At 65.2% G+C, this 26,123-nt stretch carries 28 protein-coding genes; 8 read left to right on the forward strand and 20 right to left on the reverse strand.

Annotation, left to right across the window (positions count from 1 at the left end; all coding sequences use genetic code 11):
* Positions 1–89: 89 nt before the first annotated feature.
* From JGU72_RS21755 to JGU72_RS21800, 10 genes are all read right to left on the reverse strand, one after another.
* On the reverse strand, positions 90–704 hold the full coding sequence (locus JGU72_RS21755; RefSeq protein WP_199686184.1) for a TetR/AcrR family transcriptional regulator: 615 nt from the start codon (positions 702–704) through the stop codon (positions 90–92).
* A 108-nt stretch (positions 705–812) separates the two neighbouring features.
* The gene (locus JGU72_RS21760) at positions 813–995 is read right to left on the reverse strand and encodes a rubredoxin (protein WP_199686185.1); all 183 of its coding nucleotides are present in this window, start codon (positions 993–995) and stop codon (positions 813–815) included.
* Positions 992–1,171, reverse strand: coding sequence for a rubredoxin (locus JGU72_RS21765; protein ID WP_199686186.1), 180 nt, complete (start codon positions 1,169–1,171; stop codon positions 992–994). The genes JGU72_RS21760 and JGU72_RS21765 overlap by 4 nt, the downstream gene beginning before the upstream one ends.
* Positions 1,168–2,343, reverse strand: a complete 1,176-nt coding sequence (locus JGU72_RS21770; RefSeq protein ID WP_199686393.1) for an alkane 1-monooxygenase — start codon at positions 2,341–2,343, stop codon at positions 1,168–1,170. Before JGU72_RS21770 ends, JGU72_RS21765 begins: the two co-directional genes overlap by 4 nt.
* Before the next feature lie 172 nt (positions 2,344–2,515).
* Positions 2,516–4,006: an amino acid permease gene (locus JGU72_RS21775; RefSeq protein ID WP_199686187.1), complete on the reverse strand. Its 1,491-nt coding sequence runs from the start codon at positions 4,004–4,006 to the stop codon at positions 2,516–2,518.
* Positions 4,007–4,104: 98 nt separating this feature from the next.
* On the reverse strand, positions 4,105–5,037 hold the full coding sequence (locus JGU72_RS21780) for a DUF808 domain-containing protein (RefSeq protein WP_199686188.1): 933 nt from the start codon (positions 5,035–5,037) through the stop codon (positions 4,105–4,107).
* A gap of 115 nt (positions 5,038–5,152) precedes the next feature.
* Positions 5,153–6,403: a mannose-6-phosphate isomerase, class I gene (gene manA / locus JGU72_RS21785; RefSeq protein WP_199686189.1), complete on the reverse strand. Its 1,251-nt coding sequence runs from the start codon at positions 6,401–6,403 to the stop codon at positions 5,153–5,155.
* Complete coding sequence (locus tag JGU72_RS21790) at positions 6,403–7,548, reverse strand: tobH protein (protein WP_199686190.1); 1,146 nt, start codon at positions 7,546–7,548, stop codon at positions 6,403–6,405. Before JGU72_RS21790 ends, manA begins: the two co-directional genes overlap by 1 nt.
* 65 nt (positions 7,549–7,613) lie before the next feature.
* Positions 7,614–8,978 carry a phosphomannomutase/phosphoglucomutase gene (locus JGU72_RS21795; protein ID WP_199686191.1) on the reverse strand — a complete coding sequence of 455 codons (1,365 nt, stop codon included), beginning with the start codon at positions 8,976–8,978 and terminating at the stop codon, positions 7,614–7,616.
* A 137-nt stretch (positions 8,979–9,115) separates the two neighbouring features.
* On the reverse strand, positions 9,116–9,523 hold the full coding sequence (locus tag JGU72_RS21800) for a DUF3499 domain-containing protein (protein WP_199686192.1): 408 nt from the start codon (positions 9,521–9,523) through the stop codon (positions 9,116–9,118).
* Between the two features lie 111 nt (positions 9,524–9,634).
* Here JGU72_RS21800 and JGU72_RS21805 point away from each other — a divergent pair, with 111 nt between their 5' ends.
* Positions 9,635–10,123, forward strand: coding sequence for a metallopeptidase family protein (locus JGU72_RS21805; protein ID WP_199686193.1), 489 nt, complete (start codon positions 9,635–9,637; stop codon positions 10,121–10,123).
* Between the two features lie 6 nt (positions 10,124–10,129).
* On the opposite strand, the gene JGU72_RS21810 is transcribed toward JGU72_RS21805, so the two are convergent.
* Complete coding sequence (locus JGU72_RS21810; protein WP_307828565.1) at positions 10,130–10,411, reverse strand: WhiB family transcriptional regulator; 282 nt, start codon at positions 10,409–10,411, stop codon at positions 10,130–10,132.
* 462 nt (positions 10,412–10,873) lie between these two features.
* Between JGU72_RS21810 and cofD the strand changes: the two genes are divergently transcribed.
* The 3 genes from cofD to JGU72_RS21825 all read left to right on the forward strand — a co-directional run bounded on the left by cofD (position 10,874) and on the right by JGU72_RS21825 (position 13,810).
* Positions 10,874–11,839 (forward strand): 2-phospho-L-lactate transferase, encoded by a 966-nt coding sequence (gene cofD, locus JGU72_RS21815; RefSeq protein WP_199686394.1) that lies wholly within the window; start codon positions 10,874–10,876, stop codon positions 11,837–11,839.
* A complete protein-coding gene (locus JGU72_RS21820) occupies positions 11,836–13,188 on the forward strand; it encodes a coenzyme F420-0:L-glutamate ligase (RefSeq protein WP_199686195.1) in 1,353 nt (450 codons plus the stop codon). Before cofD ends, JGU72_RS21820 begins: the two co-directional genes overlap by 4 nt.
* 73 nt (positions 13,189–13,261) lie before the next feature.
* The gene (locus tag JGU72_RS21825) at positions 13,262–13,810 is read left to right on the forward strand and encodes an NUDIX hydrolase (RefSeq protein WP_199686196.1); all 549 of its coding nucleotides are present in this window, start codon (positions 13,262–13,264) and stop codon (positions 13,808–13,810) included.
* Positions 13,811–13,818: 8 nt separating this feature from the next.
* Here JGU72_RS21825 and manB read toward each other — a convergent pair whose 3' ends face one another.
* From manB to rfbD, 3 genes are read right to left on the reverse strand one after another with little or no spacing between them, the layout of a single operon-like run.
* Positions 13,819–14,898, reverse strand: a complete 1,080-nt coding sequence (manB, locus tag JGU72_RS21830) for a mannose-1-phosphate guanylyltransferase (RefSeq protein WP_199686197.1) — start codon at positions 14,896–14,898, stop codon at positions 13,819–13,821.
* Entirely contained in the window at positions 14,888–15,823 is a 936-nt protein-coding gene (locus tag JGU72_RS21835) for a glycosyltransferase family 2 protein (protein ID WP_199686198.1), read from the reverse strand. Before JGU72_RS21835 ends, manB begins: the two co-directional genes overlap by 11 nt.
* A gap of 10 nt (positions 15,824–15,833) precedes the next feature.
* The gene (gene rfbD, locus JGU72_RS21840; RefSeq protein WP_199686199.1) at positions 15,834–16,691 is read right to left on the reverse strand and encodes a dTDP-4-dehydrorhamnose reductase; all 858 of its coding nucleotides are present in this window, start codon (positions 16,689–16,691) and stop codon (positions 15,834–15,836) included.
* A gap of 108 nt (positions 16,692–16,799) precedes the next feature.
* Here rfbD and JGU72_RS21845 point away from each other — a divergent pair, with 108 nt between their 5' ends.
* Both JGU72_RS21845 and JGU72_RS21850 read left to right on the forward strand, forming a co-directional pair.
* Positions 16,800–18,278: an LCP family protein gene (locus JGU72_RS21845; RefSeq protein ID WP_463315446.1), complete on the forward strand. Its 1,479-nt coding sequence runs from the start codon at positions 16,800–16,802 to the stop codon at positions 18,276–18,278.
* Entirely contained in the window at positions 18,266–18,982 is a 717-nt protein-coding gene (locus JGU72_RS21850; RefSeq protein WP_199686200.1) for a TIGR03089 family protein, read from the forward strand. The genes JGU72_RS21845 and JGU72_RS21850 overlap by 13 nt, the downstream gene beginning before the upstream one ends.
* Here JGU72_RS21850 and JGU72_RS21855 read toward each other — a convergent pair.
* A complete protein-coding gene (locus JGU72_RS21855) occupies positions 18,979–19,356 on the reverse strand; it encodes a hypothetical protein (protein WP_199686201.1) in 378 nt (125 codons plus the stop codon). The genes JGU72_RS21850 and JGU72_RS21855 overlap by 4 nt on opposite strands.
* A gap of 180 nt (positions 19,357–19,536) precedes the next feature.
* Between JGU72_RS21855 and JGU72_RS21860 the strand changes: the two genes are divergently transcribed.
* On the forward strand, positions 19,537–20,388 hold the full coding sequence (locus JGU72_RS21860) for a DUF559 domain-containing protein (RefSeq protein ID WP_199686202.1): 852 nt from the start codon (positions 19,537–19,539) through the stop codon (positions 20,386–20,388).
* A gap of 28 nt (positions 20,389–20,416) precedes the next feature.
* Here the strand turns inward: JGU72_RS21860 and JGU72_RS21865 are convergent, their stop codons facing one another.
* The 4 genes from JGU72_RS21865 to JGU72_RS21880 form a co-directional block, all read right to left on the reverse strand.
* Positions 20,417–21,577, reverse strand: a complete 1,161-nt coding sequence (locus JGU72_RS21865) for an acyl-CoA dehydrogenase (RefSeq protein ID WP_199686203.1) — start codon at positions 21,575–21,577, stop codon at positions 20,417–20,419.
* Positions 21,578–21,732: 155 nt separating this feature from the next.
* Positions 21,733–22,341, reverse strand: a complete 609-nt coding sequence (locus JGU72_RS21870; protein ID WP_199686396.1) for a TetR family transcriptional regulator — start codon at positions 22,339–22,341, stop codon at positions 21,733–21,735.
* Positions 22,342–22,398: 57 nt separating this feature from the next.
* On the reverse strand, positions 22,399–22,908 hold the full coding sequence (gene purE, locus JGU72_RS21875) for a 5-(carboxyamino)imidazole ribonucleotide mutase (protein WP_199686204.1): 510 nt from the start codon (positions 22,906–22,908) through the stop codon (positions 22,399–22,401).
* Positions 22,901–24,058, reverse strand: a complete 1,158-nt coding sequence (locus JGU72_RS21880) for a 5-(carboxyamino)imidazole ribonucleotide synthase (protein WP_233532865.1) — start codon at positions 24,056–24,058, stop codon at positions 22,901–22,903. Before JGU72_RS21880 ends, purE begins: the two co-directional genes overlap by 8 nt.
* 180 nt (positions 24,059–24,238) lie before the next feature.
* Between JGU72_RS21880 and JGU72_RS21885 the strand changes: the two genes are divergently transcribed.
* Positions 24,239–24,802, forward strand: a complete 564-nt coding sequence (locus tag JGU72_RS21885) for a GtrA family protein (protein ID WP_199686206.1) — start codon at positions 24,239–24,241, stop codon at positions 24,800–24,802.
* A gap of 11 nt (positions 24,803–24,813) precedes the next feature.
* On the opposite strand, the gene JGU72_RS21890 is transcribed toward JGU72_RS21885, so the two are convergent.
* Positions 24,814–26,118, reverse strand: coding sequence for a sensor histidine kinase (locus JGU72_RS21890; protein WP_199686207.1), 1,305 nt, complete (start codon positions 26,116–26,118; stop codon positions 24,814–24,816).
* Between the last annotated feature and the right edge of the window lie 5 nt (positions 26,119–26,123).

Raw genomic sequence — 26,123 nt, forward strand, 5'->3', positions numbered from 1 at the left:
CCTGATCGGTAAGTTCCACGAACAGGCTAGCCGCAACCACCGTCATGTGGTGACGGCAGCCTCCGCCCGACCAGGCCTTCGGCCGAGATCTACTGCTGCCGTGCGACGATCGCGTTCACGAACGGCGACAGCAACGTCGACAGATCGGTTGCGACATCCCGATCGCTTTCGGGCGGACTGGAGATGTAGCTCAGTGCAATTCGCACGAGCGCGCGCGCGAACAGCGTGGCCTCATACGGATCTGCCCTGATCCAGCTGTGCCCGAACGTCTCGGCGAGTCGCGTCGAGGCATGGGAGATGAGCGGCTTGCTGTCGAGTGTGATCAGCCGCAGCAGATCGAGTTTCACCTCGCCGGTCAGCAGCGATTGGATCAGCGGATCGGACGCTGCGTCGACGAGGAAATTGGTGAGGCCGGCACGCAGCGCGTTTTCCGCGTTGCCTTCGTTCGCCCAGATCGCGGAGTCGACATGGTCGACGAAGACATCGGCAAGGCGCAGTGCGTAGCCCTGTGCAAGCCCTGTGCGCGAACCGAATTCGTTGTACAGCGTCTGCCGGCTGACACCCGCGCGCGCTGCGACGTCGGACAGCGTGATCTTCGACCAGTCGCGTTCGATGAGTAGATCGCGCATCGCGTCGAGGACCGTCGTCCGCAGCAGACCACGCGACGCTTCCGCGTACGGCAGCCTGGGGGCACCCTGGGTCATGCTGGCGACGTTTTCACGCGCGGGACGCGCAAGTCAACTTGCGGGGCCCGACACAGACCTGTGCGCGGTCAGGGAGTCCCTGGACTCGCCAACCGCGCGCGGGTCCGGTCAGGACCTTTCGACCTCGACCATGAAGAAATCGCTCTTGGCGGCGCCGCAGTCGGGGCAGCTCCAGTCGTCGGGAATGTCGTCCCAGCGGGTGCCCGGCTCGATGCCGTCGTCGGGCCAGCCGAGGGCCTCGTCGTACTCGAACCCGCACTGTGCGCACTGGTAAAGCTTGAAGTCGGTCATTTCGTACTCCCTGTCAAATTCGGTTCGAAGTCCACCTTCTCGCGGACTCCGCAGTCGGGACAGCACCAGTCGTCGGGAATCGAATCCCAGGACGTACCAGCGGGGAACCCCTCGTGGGGGGCACCGACCGACTCGTCGTACACGTAGTCGCAGACCGGGCAGCGATACGAGCTCATCGCGTTGTCTCCTCGGTAACTCCGTAGCGAGCGAGGATCTTCGCGCGCTTCTTCGGATCGATATTTGCTTTCGTGATGTCGCCGTCGTAGTGCGCAAGCACCCGCGGGTCCATCACCTTCCGCCAGATCGGCGGGAAGTACGCGATCAGAATCATGCTGGCGTAACCACTGGGCAGATTCGGGGCACCGTCCCAGCTGCGCAACGTCTGGTAGCGACGCGTCGGATACGCGTGATGATCGCTGTGGCGCTGCAGGTGGTAGAGGAAGATGTTGGTCACGATGTGGTCGCTGTTCCAACTGTGCTCCGGCGCCGGACGCTCGTAACGACCGCTCGCCAGCTTCTGCCGGACGAGACCGTAGTGCTCCAGATAGTTCACCGCCTCGAGCAGGCTGAAACCGATCAGTGCCTGCAGCAGCAGATACGGCAGTACTTCGAGGCCGAAGATGGCAGTCAACACACCGAAGAGTGCAACCGACATGAGCCAGGCGCTGAGGACCTCGTTCTTGATCGTCCACGGTCCCTTGCCGAGCCGCTGCAGACGGGTCTTCTCCACGTTCCAGCCGGACTTGAAGCTGCCCGATACCGTGCGTGGCCAGAAGGCCCAGAAGGTCTCGCCGAAACGCGAGCTGGCGGGATCCTCGGGAGTGGCCACGCGGACATGGTGACCGCGGTTGTGCTCGACGTAGAAGTGCCCGTAGAAGGATTGCGCGAGCGCGATCCGGGAAAGCCAGCGCTCCATGTCGACCTTCTTGTGGCCGAGCTCGTGCGCTGTATTGATGCCGATGCCGGCGATCATGCCGACCGTCAGTGCGAGACCGACCTTGTTGATCCAGTTCAATCCGTGGCCGTCGAAGCCGAGCCAGCTGAGGTCGTCTGCCGAGATCAGGTAGCACGCCATCACCAGCGATGCGTACTGGAACGGTAAGTACAGATAGGTCAGGTAGCGGTAGTACCGGTCGTTTTCGAGGTATTCCATGACCTCGTCGGGCGGGTTGTCACCGTCGGGTCCGAAGAAGATGTCCGCAAGCGGAATAAGGATGTAGACGAGCACGGGGCCGAGCCAGACCGGAAGCTGCGCCGCAGTGTGCCAGCCGAGCTGGTTCGGCGCCCAGATCAGGGGTAATCCGATCGTGAACAAACCCGTCGGCGCGAACAGGCCCCACAGCCACATGTAGCGCTTATGGTCTCGCCACGTGGACGGCTCTGGCGCCTGTTCGGCGCGCTGGGGATCGACGTGTGTAGACAACTTTGTCTCCGTTCAGGGTGTGAAGTGAAACACCTTTGCGGTAGACAATACGTCGAACCCTGTCATGTGTCTAGACAAACCATCATATTTGTAAAGGCTATCCGGCCCTATTTCGCTGCCCGAGCACCGAATGCCGCTGCCCGTACGCGAAGTACACGACGAAGCCCAGCGCCATCCAGACGAGGAATCGCAACCACGTTTCGACGGACAGGTTGACCATCAGCCACAGGCATGCCAGCACCGAGAGAATCGGCAGCAACGGAACCAGCGGCACCGTGAAGCCACGGGGCAGATCGGGCCGGGTGCGCCGCAGAATGATCACACCGATCGACACCAGCACGAAGGCGAACAACGTGCCGATGTTGACCATCTCTTCGAGCGTTCCGATCGGCAGGAACCCCGCCATGAGGGCACAGACGACGCCGACGAGGACTGTGATCCGCACGGGAGTTCCGTGCTTGCCGGTGTGAGCCAGGCGCCGCGGCAAAAGTCCATCTCGCGACATTGCGAACAGAACGCGTGTCTGCCCTAGGAACAGGACCATGACGACGGTTGTCAGACCGGCGAGGGCGCCGATGGAGATAATCTTCTGCGCCCACTCGGCGTCGTTGAGCGCGAACGCGGTCGCGAGCGTCGCCTTCTCTCCCGACAGATCCGTGTAGGGCACCATTCCCGTCAGTACGAGCGTCACGGCCACGTACAGCACCGTGACGATCGCAAGTGAGCCGAAGATCCCGCGCGGCAGCGCTTTCTGTGGATTCTTCGTCTCCTCGGCGGTCGTCGCGACCACGTCGAAGCCGATGAAGGCGAAGAAGACGAGGCTTGCAGCAGCGAGGAGCCCATACCAGCCGTAGGTACTGTCACCGGCGCCCGTCAGGAACGAGAACAGCGACTGGTGGATGCCGTCTTTGCCTTCCGACGGCTGCGCGGGCGGAATGTAGGGCGAGTAGTTCTCCGTCTTGATGAACGATGCCCCGACCACGACGACGAAGAGCACAACGCCGACCTTGATCGCCACGACGACGGCCGACACCCGCGACGACAGCTTTGTGCCGGTCGAGATGATCACCGTCAGGACGAGGATGATCAGCACTGCGGCCCAGTCGAATTCGAGCGACCCGATGTTGACCGTTCCCTGCAATGCCGTGAAGACCTCACCGACGTACAACGACCAACCCTTGGCGACGACGGACACCGCGAGCGCGAACTCGAGGGTCAGGTCCCAGCCGATGATCCAGGCGGCAAGTTCGCCGAAGGTTGCGTACGAATACGTGTACGCGCTGCCGGCAACCGGAACCGTCGACGAGAACTCGGCGTAGCACAGTGCAGCGAGGGCGCAGGCCACCGCAGCGAGAACGAACGCCAGTGATACGGACGGGCCTGCGACGTTGCCGGCGGTTCGTGCCGTCAACGTGAAGATGCCCGCACCGATGACGACCGCGACGCCGAAGACCGTGAGATCCCAAGCCGTCAGGTCTTTTTTGAGTTTGGTGTCGGGTTCGTCTGTGTCTTCGATCGATTGCTCGACCGATTTGGTCCGTAACAGCGGGTTCTTCGATGCACTGACGTTCGGTTCGTCGACAGACACGCCCAGCCTCCTTGCTCGGGAACAGTTGCGAGCCTAAAGGTCCAAGATCGTCAAATGTTGGATCGATTCACGATTGGTGCAAAAAAGATCGAAGTCGGTCAATGGGACTTGCGCGGCACGAAGTGCATGATCGCGACGACGATCGCGCCGACCACCAACCCGATCACGGCCGACGCCGCGGTGTTGACCATCCAGCCGAGGACGCTGCCGACGCTGGAGACCGCATCGGCGACCCCTTGCTCCCAGTGGTGGACAACCTCGTACGGCCAGTGCCAGCCGAGTTCGTCGGTGCCGACGAGCAGAATGTGCCCGCCGACCCACAGCATTGCCACGATCCCGACCGTCGCCAGAGTCGCAAGCAATTTCGGCATCGCTCGAACGAGCGCGCTACCGATCCGCTTTGCTCCCGCCGAATCGCGTTTGGTCAGCGCGAGCCCGATGTCGTCCATCTTCACGATGAGCGCGACTACGCCGTACACGAGAACGGTGATCACGATGGCGACGACGATCAAGATGAGCGCGCGCGACACGAACGGCTCGTCGGCGACCTCGTTCAAGGCGATCACCATGATCTCGGCCGACAGGATGAAGTCGGTGCGGACGGCGCCCGCGACGACGGTCTTCTCCTGCTCGGGTCCCTGCGAAGACGACGGACCGGCATCCTCGGGATGGTGACCCGATACCTTCTCCCAAATCTTCTCGGCGCCTTCGTAGCAGAGATACGTACCGCCGAGCATGAGGATCGGCGTCAGCAGCCACGGCACGAACTGGCTGAGGATCAGCGCCGCCGGAAGAATGATCAGCAGCTTGTTGCGCAACGAACCCTTGGCGATCCGGCCGATGATCGACAGCTCGCGCTCGGGGCGCAATCCGTGAACGTACCGCGGTGTCACCGCTGTGTCGTCGACGACCACACCAGCTGCCTTGACGCTTGCCCGACCTGCCGCGGCGCCGACATCGTCGATGCTGGCGGCGGCGAGCCGAGCCAAAGCAGCGATGTCGTCGAGCAGCGCGACTATGCCTCCAGCCACGGTGGCATCCTCCCTGTTGTTGTTCCAGCGAACGAAGCGCAACGAGCCGATTTGCCCACCTTAGGCGATTTGTCCTCGTGAACCGACCATGAATCGAAGTCCAGCAGTCGTCGGATCAGCGTTGCGTGTCGTTGCGAACGTCGAGCACGCCGACCGAGGCACAGAAGACCGCGGCGTTCCCGTCGACGGCCGCAACGCTCACGTCCGGATCGGACGCCGATATCCACGCCGCTGCGCCTCGCGCCAGCGCGAGCGAATCCTCGCCGCAACGCAGGTGCGCCGTGCCGCTCGTACACAGCACGATGCTCGGACCGTCGACCGAAATAGGCTGCGCCCCATTGCTTTCGTGCAGATCGAATCGCGTGAGAACGAATTCCGCGGCGGGTGTGGCGTAGGTCCGAGAACCTTCGCCGTCGACGCTCGCCACAAGCTTGGGCACCCTGACGGGCTCGAAGTCCAAGACGCGCAAGAGCTCGGGCACGTCCACGTGTTTGGGCGTCAAGCCGCCGCGCAGAACGTTGTCGGAGTTGGCCATGACCTCCACAGCGACACCGCGTAGGTAGGCATGCAAATTGCCCGCGTCGAGGAACAGGCCCTCGCCCGGCTCGAGTGTGATCCGGTTCAACAGCAACGACGCCAGGACGCCCGCATCGCCGGGGTAGGTATCGGCCAGCTCGACGGCCGTACGGGCTTCAGCGGCGAACCGCCCGTGGCCCCGGCTGGCGGCCAGGTAGTCCACGCAACCGTCGACCACCTGCGGCAACAACGACTCGAGAGCCTGCGCGGGCAGCGTGATCCACGTCGTGAACAGTGCGCGCAACCCCGACGAATCCGGTTGCCCGGCAAGCAGGCCGATGTACTTGCGTAGGCCCGGTACGGCGAGCGCCTCGAAGAGTTCGATCGTCTCGCGTGGTTCCCGGAAACCCGCAAGCGCTTCGAAGCGCTCGAGGGCGACGACCAACTCCGGCTTGGGGCTGTCGTCGCGATAGTTGCGGACCGGCGAATCGAGCGGCACCCGGGCCCGGTTCTCTCGCGCAAAACCCTCCTTGGCCTGGCGCGCGCTCGGATGAGCCTGCAGGGACAGCGGTTCTTCAGCGGCCAGGACCTTCAGTAGAAACGGCAGTCGGTTGCCGAAATCCGCGACGACCTGCTTACCCAGCTCCCCCTCTGGGTCGGCGGTCAGGACGTCCAGCAGCGAAACCGGGCTGGCGCCGTCGGCAATCAGCTTGGCGGGATCGGCGGGATGTGCGCCGAGCCAGAGCTCGGCTTCCGGGTGGGCGGAAGGCACTGGGCGCCCGCACAGTTCGGCTAGCGCAGTCCTCGAACCCCAGGCGTAGTTACGGACCGCACCCTGCAACAGTTGCACTAGACAGTCTCCGTGTCGTGCCGGCCGACGCTGCCATGTCCGCTGACAAGCGCCAGGTATGCGGCCGCCATCTCCAGCCGCAACGCGAGGACCGCCAGCTGTTCGAGCCCGTTGCTGGACCGGTTGGCCGGCGGCACTTCAGGCCCGGTTTGCTCCAGGTCTGCGATGTCTACTGTCACCAACTGTGCATCCGGCAACGCGGCGATTCGCCGTTCGGCGAGCATCCGGTCGGCTTCCGTGCTCAGCACGAACACACGGACCACATCCCGGGGCGCGGGACCGTCCAGCTGTTCGTCATGGAAGAACGGGTCGTAGTCGACAGCACCGGTCCGCGTTGGCCCGGCCAACTTTCCGGCTGCTGCAAGCACGTCACCCAGATCCGCGGCTGTCGCAACAGATCCCGCTGAACGGAGGAGGACTTCCGACGCATGGCGGGCAAGTTCCGCGGTCGCCGACGCATCACCGGCGAGAACGACATCGCGATTCTGCATTCGGGCGGCCAACGCCTTTGCGGGGTTGTGGAAGACCTCGTTACCCGGACGGTCCCGGGCAGCTTCCGCGTCGAGGACATCGGCGAGCGCATCGAGGTCGGGCATGACCGAACCCGAGCGCGCCTTGTCGACCGCGGTGAGCACGGCGACACCGATCGCGAGGTAGCGCAGCAGCGTGTTGTGATCGGGAACCCGAACCCGCGGGGGAAGTGACGACGCCCGACCGGCACCTGCGGCCCGCAACGGCCCCTCGTCCGGAGCCGCGATGACGACTTCGGCTCCCCTGCGCAGTGCGCGATCCACAGATTCTGTGAGTTTCGGATCGGCGGCGTCGTCACCGGCTACGAGGACAACATCCAGCGGTCCGACCCACGGCGGGGTTTCGCCCAGATGCAGGACAGGTAGACCGGACTGTCCGCCGACCGCCGCGACGAGCAGCGATGCCGCGCGCGATGCCCTGCCCGAACCCGCCACCAGAAGGACACTGCGCGGACGCATATCCGCGAGCCGCACGAGAGCATCTTCGTTGACCGCGGCCGCCGTCGCGCGCACCTGCGCTCCGCCGAGTGCGGCAGCACGAAGTGCGCCGTTCGAATCCGCTGCTACGAGCGAATCGACGTCGTCCAGATCGAGCACCGGAGAGGGAGCGATCATTGCAGTCGCACACCGTCCTTTCACGGTGACCAGAGGCGGCCAGATAGCTGATTCCACTATTGCAGCTACGCGCGGACGATGGTCAGTATCTCGGTCACGAGTGCATGTACTTCCTCGGCAGACCGAGCCTCGACGTTCAAGCGCAGCAAAGGTTCTGTGTTCGACGCGCGCAGATTGAACCACGCCGAGTCCGGCAGGTCCACGGTGACGCCGTCGAGCCGATCGATTCCCGTCGTCCGATCTGCAAACGCGGCGAGCACCGCGTCGGTGCGCTCTGCCGCATCCGCGACTGTCGAGTTGATTTCACCCGAAGCGGCATAAGCCGCATACTGCTCCATCACCGCCGACAGCGGACGCTCCTGCTCGCCGAGCGCGGCGAGAACATGCAGTGCGGCGAGCATCCCGGAGTCGGCACACCAGAAGTCGCGGAAGTAGTAGTGCGCGGAGTGCTCGCCACCGAAGATCGCGCCGCTCTGCGCCATCGTCTCCTTGATGAACGAATGGCCGACCCGGGTACGAACGGGTGTGCCACCCAGCTTCGTCACCAACTCCGGGACCGCACGCGAGGTGATGAGGTTGTGGATGACGGTCGCGCCGGGTTCCTTCGCGAGTTCGCGTTCCGCGACGAGTGCCGTGACCGCCGACGGCGACACCGGTTCACCGCGTTCATCGACGACGAAGCAACGGTCTGCGTCGCCGTCGAACGCGAGCCCGATGTCTGCGCCCGTCCGCCGGACGAAGTCCTGCAGATCGACGAGATTCTTCGGGTCGAGCGGATTCGCCTCATGGTTGGGGAACGTGCCGTCCAACTCGAAGTACAGCGCCTCGATCTGGAACGGCAGCGGTCCGAGCACCGAAGGCACCGTGTGCCCGCCCATGCCGTTGCCCGCGTCGACGGCGACCTTCAGCGGACGAGACTCTGCGAGATCGACCAGCTTTCGCAGATAGGCGGCGTATTCCTCGAGCAGATCCTGCTCGGTCGCGGTACCCGCAGCACCGTCGAACGGCGGCACGCCTTCGATCACTTCCCGCGAAATAGTTGCGAGTCCGGTGTCCTGGCCGACCGGCTTGGCACCCGCGCGGCACAACTTGATGCCGTTGTACTGCGCGGGATTGTGGCTCGCGGTGAACATGGCACCGGGGCAATCGAGATGACCCGATGCGAAGTACAGCTGGTCGGTCGACGCAAGGCCGATATGAACGACGTCGAGGCCCTGCGCAACGACTCCTGCTGCAAATGCCTGCGCGAGTTCGGGTGAGGACGCCCGCATGTCGTAGCCGATCACCACGCGCTGTGCGTCGGCCTTGACCAGTCTCGCGAAAGCCGCACCGACGTCGTGCACGAACTCTGCGTCGATCTGCTCACCGACAAGACCACGAACGTCGTAGGCCTTGATGACGGCATTGACGAGGTCGGCGGAACGTGGCACGGGCGTGGCCCTCCTGCTGTCGCGGCACATTTTGCGAATGCGAATGCGTCGAAGAAACGGTCAGGCGACAGCCTAGTGCCAGCGCTTTGCACGGCGGTGCAGCGCGTCGAAAGTAGCGAAACCGCTGTCGCGAGTCCCTAGGTCGGGTCGGGCAGAACGCGCAGATGCCCGCGGCGACCGGTGCGAGCGGGTGCGCCCTGCGGCGGCGGCACCGGCGTGAACTCGGTGCGCCCACGCGACCTGTCGTCGTGGTTCGAGTGCAGCTCACCGCGCGGAAGTCCGGCTTCCCGAACGGCTTCGGCCAGCGCAACGAGATCGTCTTCGTCCGGCGTGCTCGACGAAAATCCGCCCTCGTGCCGGACCATCGCCCAACCCTTCGGCGCAGACGTGCGGGACGCATGCGTTTCGCAGAGGTCCCAGGAATGCGGCTCGGCGACAGTCGCGAGCGGTCCGACGACAGCGGTCGAGTCGGAATACACGTATGTCAACGTTGCGACGGCGGGGTTCTTGCACCCAGGCCTGCAGCATCGACGGGTAGGTCTCACAACTAGGAGACTAGCGGTCGGTGCTTGGCCGACGAGCCGGGACACACCGGCGCAACAGCAGTGATTGCGCCGGTTGCGCGAAGAGTGGGGTCCACCCGTATTGTCCCCGCTATGGCACGCGCCCGACGTCGACGGCCGGTGACGGCTCGTTCGGTCACCCGGCGAGGTCGTGGCGTGCGCGGCCCCGTTCTCCCCAATTCGGTACCCGCATGGCGAACGCGAGGCGAGAAATTCGATCTCTTGGTGCTCGAGGCATTCGCGCCGGTCGACGCGCGCTGGCACGAGCGGTTGACGAAGCTGGACATCGCTGTCGATGAGGTTCCGAAGATTCGCCCCCGCGATCCGGACACGGTCACCTGGCCACCGGAAGTCGTTGCCGATGGCCCAGTTCCTTTGTCGCGCTTGATTCCTGCGGGAGTCGACCGCCGCGGTGGAGCTACCCGCGCACGAGTCGTCTTGTTTCGCCGGCCCTTGGAGCTGAGGGCGAAACAACCCGAGATTTTGGTAGACCTGCTACACGATGTGCTCGTGCAGCAGGTAGCGACCTACCTCGGGGTCGACCCAGACATCATCGACCCCGGTCTAGCAGAACCGAACTAGCGAGAGCTAGCCGATTCCGCGCTTGAGACGCCTGCGCTCCCTCTCCGACAGACCGCCCCAGATGCCGAAGCGCTCGTCATGGGCAAGCGCGTAATCGAGGCACTCGTCACGCACCTCGCAGCCCATGCAGATTCGCTTGGCCTCACGAGTCGATCCACCCTTTTCAGGGAAGAACGCCTCTGGGTCGGTCTGCGCGCAGAGGGCGCGCTCTTGCCATTGGTCCTCGGCAGCATCTTCGAATGCTTCGAAGCCGTCGACGACGAGGCTGAGCCGGGGACGTTCCGACACCACCTCATGGTCACTGCTGACGCTTAGTGCTGCGCCCGCAATGGAATCGGTCTGCGGCTCGTCGCCGACGCTCGAAGGGATGTCAAAGTCTTCCAGCTGGTAGGCCATCGGTCCGCCTCCTCACCTGTAATAGCGCAGAATTGATAAGACCAGCGAGTCGTGTGACAGGCTGGTCTGGGTTGATGTCGTGCCGAATGTCATCCTCGTTTCCCCTCGAACAAGAACACCTGTTCGAAATTCGGTCCGCTGCAGGCCATCTCGCCTCGCGAACCTGAATGACATACATGTGATTAGACACGCCGAGCGGCGCGAAGGTCAAGCTATCGAGAAAATTGCATTTAGTATCTGTCGCCCCCTCTGCGTCTGTTACCAAATCGTAGCCGAACGGTAGCTGATTCGAACTCGGAAGCGGCGCCACCTAGGCTGCCATGTGTGAGTGAGTCACGAGAATTGAACCGGCCGATCCGCGCGACCGTTCTGGTCGGCGGAGTCGGTGGCGCCCGATTCCTGCAAGGCGTCCGCGAGTTTCTCGGCGATCGCGGCCAGATCACCGCGATCGTCAACGTCGGCGACGACATCTGGCTGCACGGATTGCGCATTTGCCCTGATCTGGATACGTGCATGTACACCCTCGGCGGTGGCATCGACACCGAGCGCGGCTGGGGTCGCATCGGTGAAACCTGGCACGCGAAAGAGGAATTGGCGGCCTACGCGGCCGTACCGGATTGGTTCGGCCTCGGCGACCGCGACATTGCGACGCACCTCATCCGGAGTCAGATGCTGCGCGCCGGATATCCGCTCTCCGCGGTGACCGAAGCACTGTGTGCTCGCTGGAAGCCAGGAGTGACGCTTTTGCCGGCCAGCGACGAACGCAACGAGACCCACGTAGTCGTCACCGACCCCGAATCCGACGACAGTGAGCAGAAACGCGCGATTCATTTTCAAGAGTGGTGGGTCCGCTACCGCGCACAGGTACCGACGCACAGCTTCGCCCACGTCGGCGCCGAGCAATGCAAACCCGCACCCGGCGTGCTCGACGCTATCGGGGATGCAGACATCGTTCTGCTCGCCCCATCGAACCCGGTCGTCAGCATAGGCGCGATTCTCTCGGTGCCCGGCATTCGCGGCGCCTTGCGGACCACGCCCGCCAAGGTAGTAGGCCTCTCCCCCGTCATCGATGGAAAACCGTTGCGCGGCATGGCCGACGAATGCCTGGAAGTCATCGGCGTGGACACGACTGCAGAGGCGATCGGCACGTACTACGGCGCGCGCAGCACTACCGGCATCCTCGACGGCTGGTTGGTGCACTCGACCGATTCCGCCGACATTCCCGGCGTGGCAGTTCGAAGCGTGCCCCTGTTGATGACCGATCCCCCGACGACTGCCGAAATGGTCCGCGAGGCAATGACATTGGCGGGGGTGCTGTGAACGAAGTGCCCGACCACGCCGCGCAGTCCGAGCTACGGATACTGCCCGTGCGCGGACTGCCCGAATTCCGACCGGGCGACGATCTCGCGGAACATATTGCGCGCCAGACACCGTGGCTCATCGACGGCGACATCCTCGTAGTCACGAGCAAGATCGTCTCCAAGGTCGAAGGCCGGATCGTGCCGTCACCGACCGACCCGGACGAGCGTGACGCCGCCCGCCGCCGCTTGGTCGAGCAGGAAGCGGTGCGCGTGCTCGCACGAAAGAACCGCACACTCATCACCGAGAACCGGCTCGGCATCGTGCAGGCCGCGTCCGGCATCGACGGCTCGAACGTCGCGCCCGACGAACTGGCTTTGCTGCCAGTCGATCCCGATGCCAGTGCAGCCGCGCTGCGTGCCGCGCTGCGCGACCGCTTCGGCCTCCAGGTCGGCGTCGTCATCACCGACACGATGGGGCGCGCCTGGCGAAACGGTCAGGTGGATGCGGCGATCGGCTCGGCAGGGATCTCCGTCCTGCACGCTTACGCAGGCAGTATCGACGGGCAGGGCAACGAACTTCAGGTAACCGAGGTGGCGATCGCGGACGAACTCGCCTCGGCAGCGGACCTCGTCAAAGGCAAGCTCGGCGGTGTTCCGGTCGCGGTCGTCCGCGGCCTGCAACACGGCGACGACGGTACCCGCGCGGCGGACCTCATCCGCCGCGGCACCGACGACCTGTTCTGGCTCGGCACCGAAGAAGCACTCGCACAAGGCCGTAACGAAGCGTTACTGCTGCGCCGGTCCGTGCGGTCCTTCAGCTCGGAGCCGGTGGATCCCGAAATCGTGCGCACTTCCGTCGCCGAGGCCCTCACCGCACCGGCGCCACACCACACTCATCCGGTGCGGTTCGTGTGGATCCGTTCCGCGGAGATCCGCGCCCGCTTGCTCGACGCGATGCGCGCGGCATGGCGCGCGGACCTGACCGCCGACGGCCTGCCGGCCGACCGCATCGAACGCCGAATTGCGCGCGGCGACATCCTGTTCCACGCACCCGAGATCATCGTTCCCTTTTGTGTCCCCGACGGCGCGCACAGCTATCCCGACGAGAAGCGCCAGCGCGCCGAGGAGACGATGTTCACCGTCGCGGTCGGCGCCGCTGTCCAAGGTTTGCTGGTTTCTTTGGCCACCAAGGGAATCGGCAGCTGCTGGATCGGATCGACGATCTTCGCGGCCGACGTGGTCCGCAAGGAACTCGACCTGCCTGCAGACTGGCGGCCGCTCGGAGCTGTCGCAATCGGGCACCCACACGAACCGCTGGAGTTGCGTCCGGCCCGCGATCCGGGTTCCGAATTGGTCGAGCTGTGCTGACAACTGCACCCACAGTGAAGGAAAAGCCCCGTATTCCGGGGGTTTTCCTTCCGTCTCCGAACTGCCACACGCGATGAGCGTCACTTCGCTGCACCGGTCGGCTACCGCGGCCGTCGAATCCTGGTCTCCCGCAGCACCATCGGACGAGGCGCTACGCCAGACCCTACTGGCATTCCTCGGCTCGGCACCGCGTGGTTGCCTGCGCGAGCACGTTCCTGGCCACGTCACCGCGTCGTCGCTGGTCCTCGACCACTGCGGGGAACACGTCCTGCTGACTCTGCATCCCCGCGTCGGGCGGTGGATTCAACTCGGCGGGCACTGCGAGGAAACCGACGAGTCCATCGTTGCCGCGGCGTTGCGCGAAGCAACCGAGGAGTCCGGCATGACCGGGCTGCACATCGACCCGGCTCTGCTGTCGGCGCACACGCATGCGATCACATGCTCACTCGGCGTGCCGACTCGCCACCTGGATCTGCGCTTCCTGGTCCGTGCGCCGAAAGGTGCTGTTCCCGTGGCGAGTTCGGAGTCCGACGATCTGCGGTGGTGGCCTGTGGACGCGCTGCCCGATACCGCCGAGGCGGACACGATCGGGCACCTCGTCCGCCTTGCACAGGGACGCTGACGCCGCAGCTACACGTCCGTCGAGAACCGGATCCCGTTGTCCGGGATCTGCACGCCCGGCCACACACGCGCGCCGCGCAGCAATTCGCAGCGCGCACCGATGTCCGCACCGTCACCGATGACCGCGTCGCGGACGAGTGCACGCGGACCGATTCGGGCACCGAAGCCGAGGATCGAACGCTCGACGCGCGCCCCCGCCTCCACCTTGGCACCGTCGAAGAGCACGGCACCGTCGAGGCGCGCGCCGGCCCCGACCTCGGCGCCGCGGCCGACAACCGTTCCGCCGATGAGCAACGCGCCCGGGGCAACACCCGCACCGGGGTGCACCAGCGACTCACCGCGTTGTCCGGGGAGCGCCGGCGACGGCGCGATGCCACGGACCAGATCTGACGAACCCTGGATGAAGTCCTCGGGCGTGCCCATGTCCCGCCAGTACGACGCGTCGACATGACCGAAGATTCGTGCGCCCTCGGTAAGCAGCGCCGGGAAGACCTCACGCTCGACGGAGACCGGACGGCCCGCCGGAATCTTCTCGATGTACTCGCGGCGGAACACGTAGCAACCGGCGTTGATCTGGTCGGTCGGCGGGTCCTGTGTCTTTTCGAGGAACGCCGTCACGCGGCCCTCCTCGTCGGTCGGCACGCAACCGAACGCACGCGGGTCGCCGACCCGGACGAGGTGCAACGTCACATCCGCGTTGGTCGACTCGTGGGTGTCCAGCACGGCGCCGAGTTCGGTGCCGCCGAGGACGTCACCGTTGAAGACCATGACATTGTCTGCCCGCAGCTTCGGCAGCACGTTGCGGATGCCGCCGCCCGTGCCGAGCGGCTGGGTCTCCGTCACGTACTCGAGCTCCAGTCCGAGGTCGGCGCCATCGCCGAACTGCTCTTCGAAGACCTCGGCCTTGTACGACGTCCCCAGCACCACGTGGGTGATGCCCGCCTCCGCGATCCGCGCGAGCAAGTGGGTCAGAAACGGCAGACCAGCGGTCGGGAGCATCGGCTTGGGCGCCGACAGCGTCAACGGACGCAGCCGTGTGCCCTGTCCACCGACAAGCACGACGGCGTCGGTTCCGGAATTAGCTCCCATGTGCTTCGGTCTCCTTGTGTGATGTGACGCGCGGCTGCAGCTCCGCTCCCAGATTCTGCTCCGTCGCGCGGCTGCGTAACGCCGATCGGACGGCAATTTTGGATCTGACGGCGAGTCCGAGCTTCAAAGCTCCCCGCAGCGGCGCCTGCCACGGGCGGGGATGCCTGTCCGCCTGGAAGCGGTACGCGCTCTCGTGATGGGCGGGCAACATCAGCTCGGGGTTACGCCCGGCTGCGTGGCCCTTCGTGTGGACGACCTCGGCAGTCGGCACGTAGACGTTGTGCCAGCCGGCCTTCGTCAAGCGGTCGCCGAGGTCGACGTCTTCCATGTACATGAAGTAGCGGGAGTCGAAGCCGTTGACCGAATCGAAGGCGGCCCGGCGCAGCAGCAGGCACGAACCGGACAGCCAGCCGACCGCTCGCTCGTCGCGGGGCGAGTTCTCTCGGCGGTAGGCCCGAGTCCACGGGTTGCCCGGCCACACCGACCCGAGGATCGCGTGGCCCGCGCCCGACGCGAGGCCCGGCACCTGACGCGCAGAGGGATATACGGTGCCGTCCGGCTCGCGAATCAGCGGCCCCAGCGAACCTGCGCGCGGCCAGCGCCGCGCTGCGGCCAGCAACTCGTCAAGGGCGTTCGGGCCCCACTCGACGTCGGGATTCACGACGACCACGAACTCGATCGAGTCGTCGACCTCCGCCACCGCTCGATTGATAGCCCCGCCGTAGCCGATATTGGCACCGATATCGAGCAGCCGAACGTGGTCGTACGCCCGCGCCACAGCCTCGGGCGCGCCATCCGTCGAGCCGTTGTCGGCCAGGATGACCTGGGGTTTCTCTACCGTTGCTCCCGCAAGCGACTCGATGAAACGCTGCAAATGCTCGCCGGGAGAGTAGGTCACCGTCACGACGGCCAGCTGCGAACTCACGTCGGCAAGCCTAACGTCCGATTTCGCCCCGTTCCGACAAAGCGGCTTGCAGACCCTCGCGCCACTGTGGCAATGGCAACAATCCGGCACCGACCCACGCGGCGTCCGACAGCACCGAATAGGCGGGCCTCGGCGCCGGCCGGACGAATTGTTCGCTGGTGCAGGGCTTTACCCGGTCGGGATCGGCACCGACCGACTCGAAGACCGCACGGGCAAGCTCGTACCAGCTGGCCTGGCCGCCGTTCGTGAGGTGCATTACGTTCGGCGCCTCGGGGCGGTCCACGAGGTCCAGCAATCCTTCGGCAAGGTGCCCGGAGTAGGTCGGCGAACCGATCTGATCGACGACGACGTCGATCGTCTCGCGCTCGGATTCGAGCCGGATCATCGTGGTGACGAAATCCGTCCCCGCACCCGTGTAGACCCAGGCGGTGCGCACGATCTGCGCGGTCGGCAGGGCGTCGAGAACGGCCTGCTCCCCCGCGAGCTTCGAGCGGCCGTAGACCGTTTTGGGGGCCGGTGGGTCCGCGGGTTCGTAGGGAGCGTCGGACGTTCCGGCGAATACGTAGTCCGTCGAAATGTGGATCAGCCGTGCGCCGACCTCGGCGCAGACCTCGGCAAGCAGGCGCGGACCTGCCTCGTTGAGGGCGAATGCCGCCGCCTCTTCGCTCTCCGCGCGATCGACCGCCGTATACGCCGCGCAGTTGATCACCACGCTGCCCGGTGTGATGCCGGCACGGACCGAACGTGGGTCGGTGATATCGAATTCCGCCGAGTTGTGGCCGACGGCGGCGAGCCCGCGTCGTGTGGCGCGCGCCACCAACTGGCGCCCCACCTGCCCCGCCGCACCGGTGACAATCACCTTTTCCATGGTCCAGAGTCTGGCACGCCGAAGAAATCGCTTCAGCCGACCGGCAGCCTCGGCAAAGTAGCCTGGAATCGAATATCGCAAACGTCGGGCTAGCAGAGAGGGGGCCAGGTGGAGCAGGAGCCTGCCGGAGCACGGGTGCTTCGGTTGTACGCCCGGCCTGCCCGTGTGGTCGTTGCGATACTCGCTGTCCTCGCACTGGTGATCACCGGATTTGCTTGGCGCGGAATCGATTCCCTGCGTTCTAGTCTCGCGACCGCTGATGGCCTCGGGCTCGGCGGCGGCAAGGACGGCGCCGTCGACATACTCATGGTCGGCACCGACAGTCGGACCGACGCCCACGGCAACCCGCTGTCCCAGCAAGAACTCGACTCGCTGCGCGCCGGCGAGGAAACCGCGTCGAACACCGACACCATCGTGCTCATTCGAGTGCCCAACGACGGCACGTCGGCGACCGCGATCTCGATTCCACGCGACTCGTACGTCGAAATCCCAGGACTGGGATACCGCAAGATAAACGCGGCATACGGCGAAACAAAGGAGACCAAGCGGCTCGAGCTCGTCAACGCCGGCGAGACCGACGAAGACGCCGACGCGGAATCGACCAAGGCCGGTCGGCAGGCGCTGATCAAGACGGTCGCCGATCTGACAGGCGTCACCGTCGATCACTACGCAGAGGTAGGGCTGCTCGGCTTCGTACTGCTCACCGATGCGGTCGGCGGCGTGGACGTCTGCCTCAACGACTCCGTCGACGAACCGCTGTCGGGTGCCAACTTCCCGGCAGGCAGGCAGACCCTGCACGGCTCGGACGCCCTCAGCTTCGTCCGGCAGCGCCACGACCTCGACCGCGGCGACCTCGACCGCATCGTCCGCCAGCAAGTCTTCATGGCGTCGCTCGTGTCGAAGGTGCTGAGCGCGCAGACACTGAGCAGCCCCACGAAGCTGCAGGAGCTGAGCAACGCGGTCAGCCGCTCGGTCGTCCTCGATTCCGATTGGGACATACTAGGTTTCGCCGAGCAGTTGCAGGACCTATCCGGCGGCCAGGTGAAGTTCGAGACGATTCCGGTCGTCGATCTGAACGGCACCACCGACGCTGGTGAATCGGTGGTGCGGGTCGACCCCTCGTCCGTGGCGGATTACGTGGAAAAACTCGCGGGCGAAGGATCCGATTCGGGTGACACCGGCGTGAACCCGTCGACGATCACTGTGGACGTCGTGAACGACAGCGGCATCGACGGCCTCGCCGGCCGGGTCAGCGACGAACTAGCATCGGCGGGGTACAAGAAGGGCACGATCGGAAACAACTCGGGCACCTCGGTGGACGAAAGCCGGGTGCTCGCGAAAAGTAGTGACGACGAGGGTGCACAGGCGGTCGCGGAGGCGCTCGGCGGCCTGACGGTCGAAGCGGATTCGAGCCTGAGCGCCGGCAAGGTGAAGGTCGTCCTAGCAGCGGACTACTCGGGTCCCGGGGCCAGCGGATCCTCGACGACAACAACGACGACGGAGTCGACCGAACTGACCTCCGCAACACCGGTACCACCCGATCCCCCGATCGACGCGGGCCAGGACGGACCGAAATGCGTGAATTAGCAACCACTCTCACCGAGGCTCTGCTGGACCCGATTCTCGCGCGGGAGCCTTCTGCGCCGCGGATCACCCACTACGACGACGCCACCGGCGCTCGCATCGAACTGTCCGGACTCACGCTCGCGAACTGGGCGGCCAAAACCGCCAACTTCGTGCGAGACGAATTCGTGCTGACGCCGGGCGCCCGGATTGCGGTGTTGCTGCCCGCGCACTGGCAAACTGCTGCGGTGTTGCTCGGTGCCTGGTGGGCCGGCGCGGAAGTCGTGTTGCACGCCGACCCTGACGCCGAACTTGCGCTTGTCACTCCCGATGGACTCGACGCGGTCACCGACGTGCCCGAAGTTGCGGTGCTGTCACTCGACGCGTTCGGCCGGCCGGTGCCAGATCTGCCGATCGGCGTCACCGATTACGCCAGTTCGGTCCGCGTCCATGGCGACCAGTTCCATCCGGGCGGCGCCGGACTGGCACTCGACGGCGCAACGGTCGCCGAAGTCCTCGCGGCCGCCAAGGCATCCGCGGCCGAGCAGGGGTTCGCGCCTGGCGATCGTGTGCTTTCGACAGCGCACTGGTCCACACCGAGCGACCTCATCGCTGGGTTGCTGTCGGTATTCGTGATCGGCGGGTCGTTGGTCCAGGTGACCAACGAAGATCCTGCCACGCGCGGGCGGCGGATCGAGACCGAGCGGGTCGCGAGCCTGCGCGGTTAGCCGGTCGCGCGGTAGCCCCCGTCCGCCAACCCCGCCTCTACCTCGAACTTGTTGCGCGACTTCGGATTACGCATCTCCTCGACCAGATACCGCACGATGAACGAACTGCCGTACCGGCCCCACTGGTCCGCGTGGATCGCCTCGTGCCGAATCGACTTGCGCGCGGTGTGGTTCTTGGTGAGGTAAGCCCCGCCGATGGTTGTACCCGCCCGACCGAACCCAGAGCGCATTCCCGAGCACACGTAGATGCCGTACTCCTCGTCGAACTCCACCTTCGCGCGCCACAACTTCGCCCACCCAAGCGCAATGACGGTGACCACTCTCGACTGCCAGGATCCGCGCGAGGCGCGGCGAAGATTGGTATTGCGCGGCATGGCTAGAGGCTAGCGCCGGACTGGCTGCACACAAATCGGCGAAAGCGCCGGAAACCGGGCAAAAGTCGCGACTTGTGTGCACTGACGCCGGTTATCCCCAAGCGTCGCGTTATCCACAGCTCACTCTGTTTCCCCAGTTCGCGAAATTCGGCTCTCCGTTGGGCGCGAAACGCTTTGGCGATGGACCCCTTCGGAATTCGTACCTACCCCGAGTTGATCGCAAGCGGCGTACCGGGCAGCACAATCCATGACCGCTGCAACCAGGGCATTTACCACCGCTTACTGCCGCAGATCTATTGCCTCGGCGAACCGACTGCTCTCGCCCGCTGCGCCGCGATCACCAAGTGGGTTCCCCGAGCTGTCCTGAGCCACCGGACCGCAGGCTGGCTTCGCGGCATGTTGCCTGAGCCGGCCGTATTCGAAGCCTCGGTTCCGCGATCGACCAGCAAACGCACGCCGAGTTGGCTGAAGCTGTATCGCCGCTCGTTGCGCTCTGAACTCGTGGGCGAGTGCTGGGGCATGCCGACCGTCGAACCCGCGCGAGCGTTGTTCGATTGCGTGTCGGTCATGCCGAAGTTGGAGGCGGGCAGGCTCATCGATGAACAACTGCGCGAACGAGTCGAGCCGTGCCGCTTGCTCGAGCTGTGCGAGCTGGATTCCGGAGTGCACGGTAACCCGGACGCACGGCGGCAGCTGAAGCAGGCCGCACTGCACGCGGCCTACGAACCGGAGCGCTTGTTCGCACGGGCACTCTCCGAAAGACGCTGCCCACTCCCTGCAAACAGGCCGGTGGGCACCTTCTTTTGCGACTTCGTCGACGAGCAATCGAAGACGATCGTCGAGATCGACGGACGCGAATTTCACAGCGAACCCGAGGTCTTCCGTAAAGATCGACGCCGACAGAACTGGATCGTGCTGGAGAAGTGGTTGCTCCTCCGCTACGCGGCTTTCGATGTCTTCAACGAGCTCGATGAGATAGCCGATGAAGCGGTCGCCGTCGTGCGGCGTAGAAGGCGGGCACGTGGTGCCTGACTGCTACGCCGCAACGGCGGTCGAGTGGTTACTTCAGGAGCGCGCGAGACATGACGACTCGCTGAATCTGGTTGGTGCCCTCGTAGATCTGGGTGATCTTCGCGTCGCGCATCATGCGCTCGACCGGGAAGTCGGTGGTGTAGCCGGCGCCACCGAAGAGCTGCACGGCGTCGGTGGTGACCTCCATGGCCACGTCGGAGGCGAAGCACTTCGCGGCCGCGGAGATGAACCCGAGGTTCTTCTCGCCACGCTCTGCGCGCGCCGCGGCCGAGTAGACCATCAGGCGGGCGGCTTCGGTCTTCATCTGCATGTCGGCGATCATGAACTGAACAGCCTGGAAGCTCGAGATCGACTGCCCGAACTGCTTGCGGTCCTTGACGTATGCGATCGCAGCGTCGATGGCGCCCTGTGCGAGACCGACTGCCTGCGCGCCGATTGTCGGGCGGGTGTGGTCGAGCGTCTCGAGTGCGGTCTTGAATCCGGTGCCCTCGGCACCGATCATGCGGTCGCCCGGGATGCGGCAGTTCTCGAAGTACAGCTCGTTGGTTGGCGATCCCTTGATGCCGAGCTTGTGCTCCTTCGGGCCCACGGTGAAGCCTTCGTCATCGAGGTGCACCATGAACGACGAGATGCCGTTGGCGCCACGCTCGGCGTCGGTGACGGCCATGACGGTGAACCACGTCGAGTTGGCGCCGTTGGTGATCCAACACTTGCTGCCGTTGAGGACCCACGAGTCGCCGTCCTTCTTCGCGCGCGTGCGCATGGCGGCGGCATCGGAACCGGCTTCGCGCTCGGACAGCGCGTAGGAGGCCATCGCCTTGCCCTCGGCGAGCGACGGAAGAACCTGCTGCTTGAGTTCCTCGGACCCGTTCAGGATCAGGCCCATGGTGCCGAGCTTGTTCACTGCCGGGATCAAGGAGGACGACCCGCAGACACGCGCAACTTCTTCGATCACGATGCAGGTGGCGACAGAATCGGCGCCCTGACCGCCGTACTCCTCAGGTACGTGAATGGCGTTGAAGCCGGACGCGACGAGCGCGTCGAGCGCCTCCTGTGGGAAGCGTGCGTTCTCGTCCACCTCTTTGGCGTACGGCGCGATTTCCTTCTCCGACAGCGCACGGATGGCTGCGCGCAGCTCGTCGTGTTCCTCGCCGAGCTTGAACAAATCGAAGTCCGGGTTCCCAGCCATGGTTGGCACTCCTCGAATGTGTTGCGGTCCGTAGATCTGATCGACTTATTGCGCCTGACGCGCGGCACTCAGTGCCAGCCTGGCGAAAACTATACCCCATGAACAGGCCAGTAACCGAGAGAGTGCCGTGCCAAATGGTGACACTCAGTGTCAGATCAGTCACTCAAGGCTTTGCGCAACTCATCCGCGACCCGACGAGGCGACATGCCTTTGGAAAACACAGCGACGACGACCTCGTCCGACCCCGGCGCCGTTGTCGAGCCGTCGAAACCCCGGCGAATATCGGACAGCGCATCCCGAACCTGCTCGACAGACGTGGTCACACCGTCGCGCACCATGCGGCGGAGCAGGAAGTTGTGGGTCGCGGTCACGGCAGCGGCGAACTGGACGACTGCGAGATCATCCGCGGCAGGCATTTGGCGGCGCAGGTAGTCGACGAAGAGGCGCTCGTACCGAAACACCGTGACGATCTCGCGGTCGCGCAGCGCCGGTACCTCGTGCACGACCGCATAGCGGCGCTTCGCAATGTCACCCCATTGCGAGAACCCCTCGAAAACGAGCGCAGCGGCTGCGCAGACAGCGTCCCACGGGTCGTCGTGATGGTCGTCGAGATACGCGGATGCCCGCGCCATCAGGATTTCGTGGTCGGCGAAGACCACGTCTTCCTTCGCGCGAAACTGGCGGAAGAAGGTTCGCCGCGAAATGCCTGCCGCTTCGGCGATCTCGCCGACCGTCGTCGCCTCGTACCCCTTCTCGGCGAACATTCGCAGCGCCTCGCCGACGACCGCGAGCCGAAATTGGGCAGCGTCTGTGGGCACGACTCAGCCCAGTAACTTCCGGCGCAGAGCCGCGTCCTTCTCGGCAACCATGGTGGCAAGTCCCTCCTGGAACTTCGCCATCCGGTCGCGCAGCTCGGAATCGGACGTGCCCAGAATCCGCGCGGCGAGCAGCCCCGCATTGCGCGCGCCGCCGATCGACACCGTCGCAACGGGCACACCGGCAGGCATCTGCACGATCGACAGCAGCGAATCCATGCCGTCGAGGTACTTCAACGGAACAGGAACACCGATCACCGGCAATGGCGTCGCCGAAGCGACCATTCCGGGCAGATGCGCGGCGCCGCCTGCTCCGGCAATGATCACCCGCAGACCGCGTTCGGCGGCGTCGCGTGCGTAATCGAGCATGCGCTGCGGGGTGCGATGCGCCGAAACGACACCGACCTCGAAGCGGATGCCGAACTCCGCCAGCGCTTCCGCCGCCGCTTCCATCGTCGGCCAATCGGAGTCACTGCCCATGATCAGTCCGACGAGCGGACCTCCCCCGTCACCCATGCGGTCTCCAATCGTCCGTCCAAACGGCGTGCGAGAGAAAGTGTGCGGCCAATTCGGCCTTGTTGCGGACGGATTCGACATGATCGCCCAGCACGTTCACATGGCCGATCTTGCGCGCGCGCCGTTCGCCTTTGCCGTAGAGATGCACTTTCGCATCGGGAAACCGCGCGAAGACGTGGTGCACGCGCTCGTCCATCGTCATTTCGGGCGCATCTTCGGCACCGAGGATGTTGGCCATGACCGTGACCGGTGCGAGCGGGGCAGTATCGCCAAGCGGGTAGTCGAGGACAGCCCGCAGGTGCTGCTCGAACTGGGAGGTACGGGCACCGTCCATCCCCCAGTGCCCGGAGTTGTGCGGGCGCATCGCCAGTTCGTTGACGAGCAGCGAGCCGTCGTTCGTCTCGAACAGCTCGACAGCCATCACGCCGACCACGCCGAGCCCGAACGCGAGGCGCAGCGCAAGTTCTTCGGCTTCGGTCGCCCGGTCGTCGGGCAGGCCCGGAGCCGGCGCAATGACCACGGCGCACTGCCCGTCGCGTTGAACCGTTTCCACGACCGGCCACGTTGCGCCCTGGCCGAATTGCGAACGCGCAACCATTGCCGAAAGCTCACGGCGCAACGGCACCTTCGCCTCGACCAGCAGTGGCACTCCGTTGCCGAGTTGTTCGTCGACGACGGCCTTCGCCTCGACCGCGTCGCCCGGCATCCATACGCCGCGACCGTCGTAGCCACCACGAATCGCCTTCACGACGACCGGCCAGCCGTGCGACGAACCGAAGTCGACCACGTCGTGCACCGACCGGACCTCCGCGAACGCTGGGACAGCTATGCCCAGTTCCGCGAGGCGACGGCGCATCAGGAGTTTGTCCTGGGCGAAGATCAGCGCCTCCGGCGGCGGGGCAACGTTGACGCCCTCGGCAACGAGCACCTCGAGGTGCTCTGTCGGGACGTGCTCGTGGTCGAAGGTGAACGCGCTGGACCCCACAGCGGCCATGCGCAGCGCGGCGAGATCGAGGTGGCTGCCGAGCACGACGTCGGGGCTGACCCGGGCAGCGGGGTCTGTGGAACTCTCGGCGAGTACCCGTACGCATTGTCCGAGCGCGATCGCCGCCTGATGCGTCATGCGAGCCAACTGACCGCCACCGACCATCGTTACGACGGGCAGTGAAGCGGCGCCGCCGCGCGTACTTCCAAAGTCGGGAGAAGAACGGTTCACAGGTCCCAATGGTGTCATGTGGCGTCGCGGGCTCGGCTCGCGCACCTGTGACGTTGCTGATGATTGCCTCGATAATTGGTCAGCAGCCAGTCGGCTTTCGTACACTCCTTCGTTGTGTCCCTAGTCGACGAGGTGGTCAACCGCGTACCCCAGCCATTCAGGGACATCGCTCTCCGGCATCACGAGCTGATCAAGTTCGCGATCGTCGGCGGAACGACCTTCGTCATCGACTCGGTCATCTTCTACACGCTCAAACTGACCGTCCTCGAAGAGAAGCCAGTCACGGCGAAGATCATCTCTGGTGTCATCGCGGTAATCGCGTCCTACATTCTCAACCGCGAGTGGTCGTTCAAGCACCGCGGCGGGCGCGAGGCCCACCACGAGGCGTTGCTGTTCTTCCTGGTCAGCGGTGTGGGCGTGGTCTTGAGCTTCATTCCGCTCTACATCTCCAGCTATGTCTTCGACCTGCGCCAACCCGACGTCAGCTTCGCGACGGAAAACATCGCGGACTTCGTCAGCGCCTACATCATCGGCAACCTGCTGCAGATGGCGTTCCGGTTCTGGTCGATGCGACGGTGGGTCTTTCCCGAGGAGTTCGCGCACGGCGCGGAAGCCGGTTCGACCGACTTCGAGCCGACACCCGACGATCTCGCCGAAGAGGAGCTGGGTCACTCCTAGCCGGCGACCGGTCAGCGCGGTTCGCCGCTGCGAACCTTCGCCGATTCGTGTGCGGTTGCCAGGAACAGCGCAAACAGCGCCGGCCGCCGTCGTTGCAGTTCCAACCGACCGCCGTCGGCCTCCACCAGCGCCCGCGCCAACGCGAGGCCCACACCTGTCGAGCCTGCACCCGAGAAGCCGCGATCGAAGATATGCGGGGCCAGTTCGTTGCTGACGCCGTCGCCCTCGTCTGCTACTTCGACGCAGATGGTCGGGTCGCGGTCACCGACCCCGCGCGCCATACGGACCGAGACGGTGCACGTCCCGCCGCCGTGCATCAGCGCATTGTCGACGAGAACCGCCACTGCCTCGCGCAGCCGGGACCCCGTGACGGGCGCCCGCAAGCGCCGGTCGCCGCCGACCCGCAAAGTCCTGCCCGCATCGGCGAACGGGCGCTGCCACTCAGCAACAACCGCGTCAAGTTCCTCGACGACCGACAGGGGCAGGTTGCGTGCGGCATCGTCTGTCCGCGATGAGCGGACCAGTTCGTCGATGGCGGCCGTGAGCCGGTCGACCTGTGCCATCGCCTCTTCGGCTTCGTCGACAACCGCGGTGTCCGGATGCGTCGACAGTTCGTCGAGGCGCAGGCGAACCGCGGTCAGGCGACTCCGCAGCTGATGCGAGACGTCCGCGACGAGTGCGCGCTCCCGCTGCAGCCGGATCGCGATCTCTACCGTCGCGGAATCGAGGACGTCGGAGACGCGGTCCAGTTCCGCGATGCCGTGTCTGCGCGGATCGGGCCGGAAGTCGCCTTCCGCCAGTCGAGCCGCCCGTGCGGCGACATCGCGTAACGGGTCGGCCAAACGCCGGGCGGTCACAACGGCGACCGCCGTACCCGCCGCCATGGACGCAAGCACAACGAGGCTGACCGCACCTACCGCCTGCCACTGCCGCGATCGCATTTCGTCCGACGGCACGGAAAGCCGCAGCGAACCGTTCGTGCCCATGGACAGCGATTCGACGAGCGCATTCGGCACTTCGGCAGCGCCGATGTCGGTACGCGACGCACTGTCGGCGGGCGTCGGGTAGACGACGACGAGCTGTCCGCCATCTGGCACAAGGAGCCGGACCGCACTCGTATCCAGCGGACCCTGGACCAGCCCGCCGTCGGTCTCCTGCGCGATGATCTCGTCCGCCATCCGGCTCAACCGGGTGCGCATGTCGTTGCGCGTGATGTCCTCGACCCACAACCAGGCCGTGTACATCAGCGGTATGCCGAGGACCAGCGTCGTCAGTAGAACGACTGCGAGAACCGAGAGCAGGATGCGGCGACGCATGCGCG

The sequence above is a fragment of the Antrihabitans auranticaus genome, from assembly GCF_016481275.1.
Taxonomy (GTDB): domain Bacteria; phylum Actinomycetota; class Actinomycetes; order Mycobacteriales; family Mycobacteriaceae; genus Antrihabitans.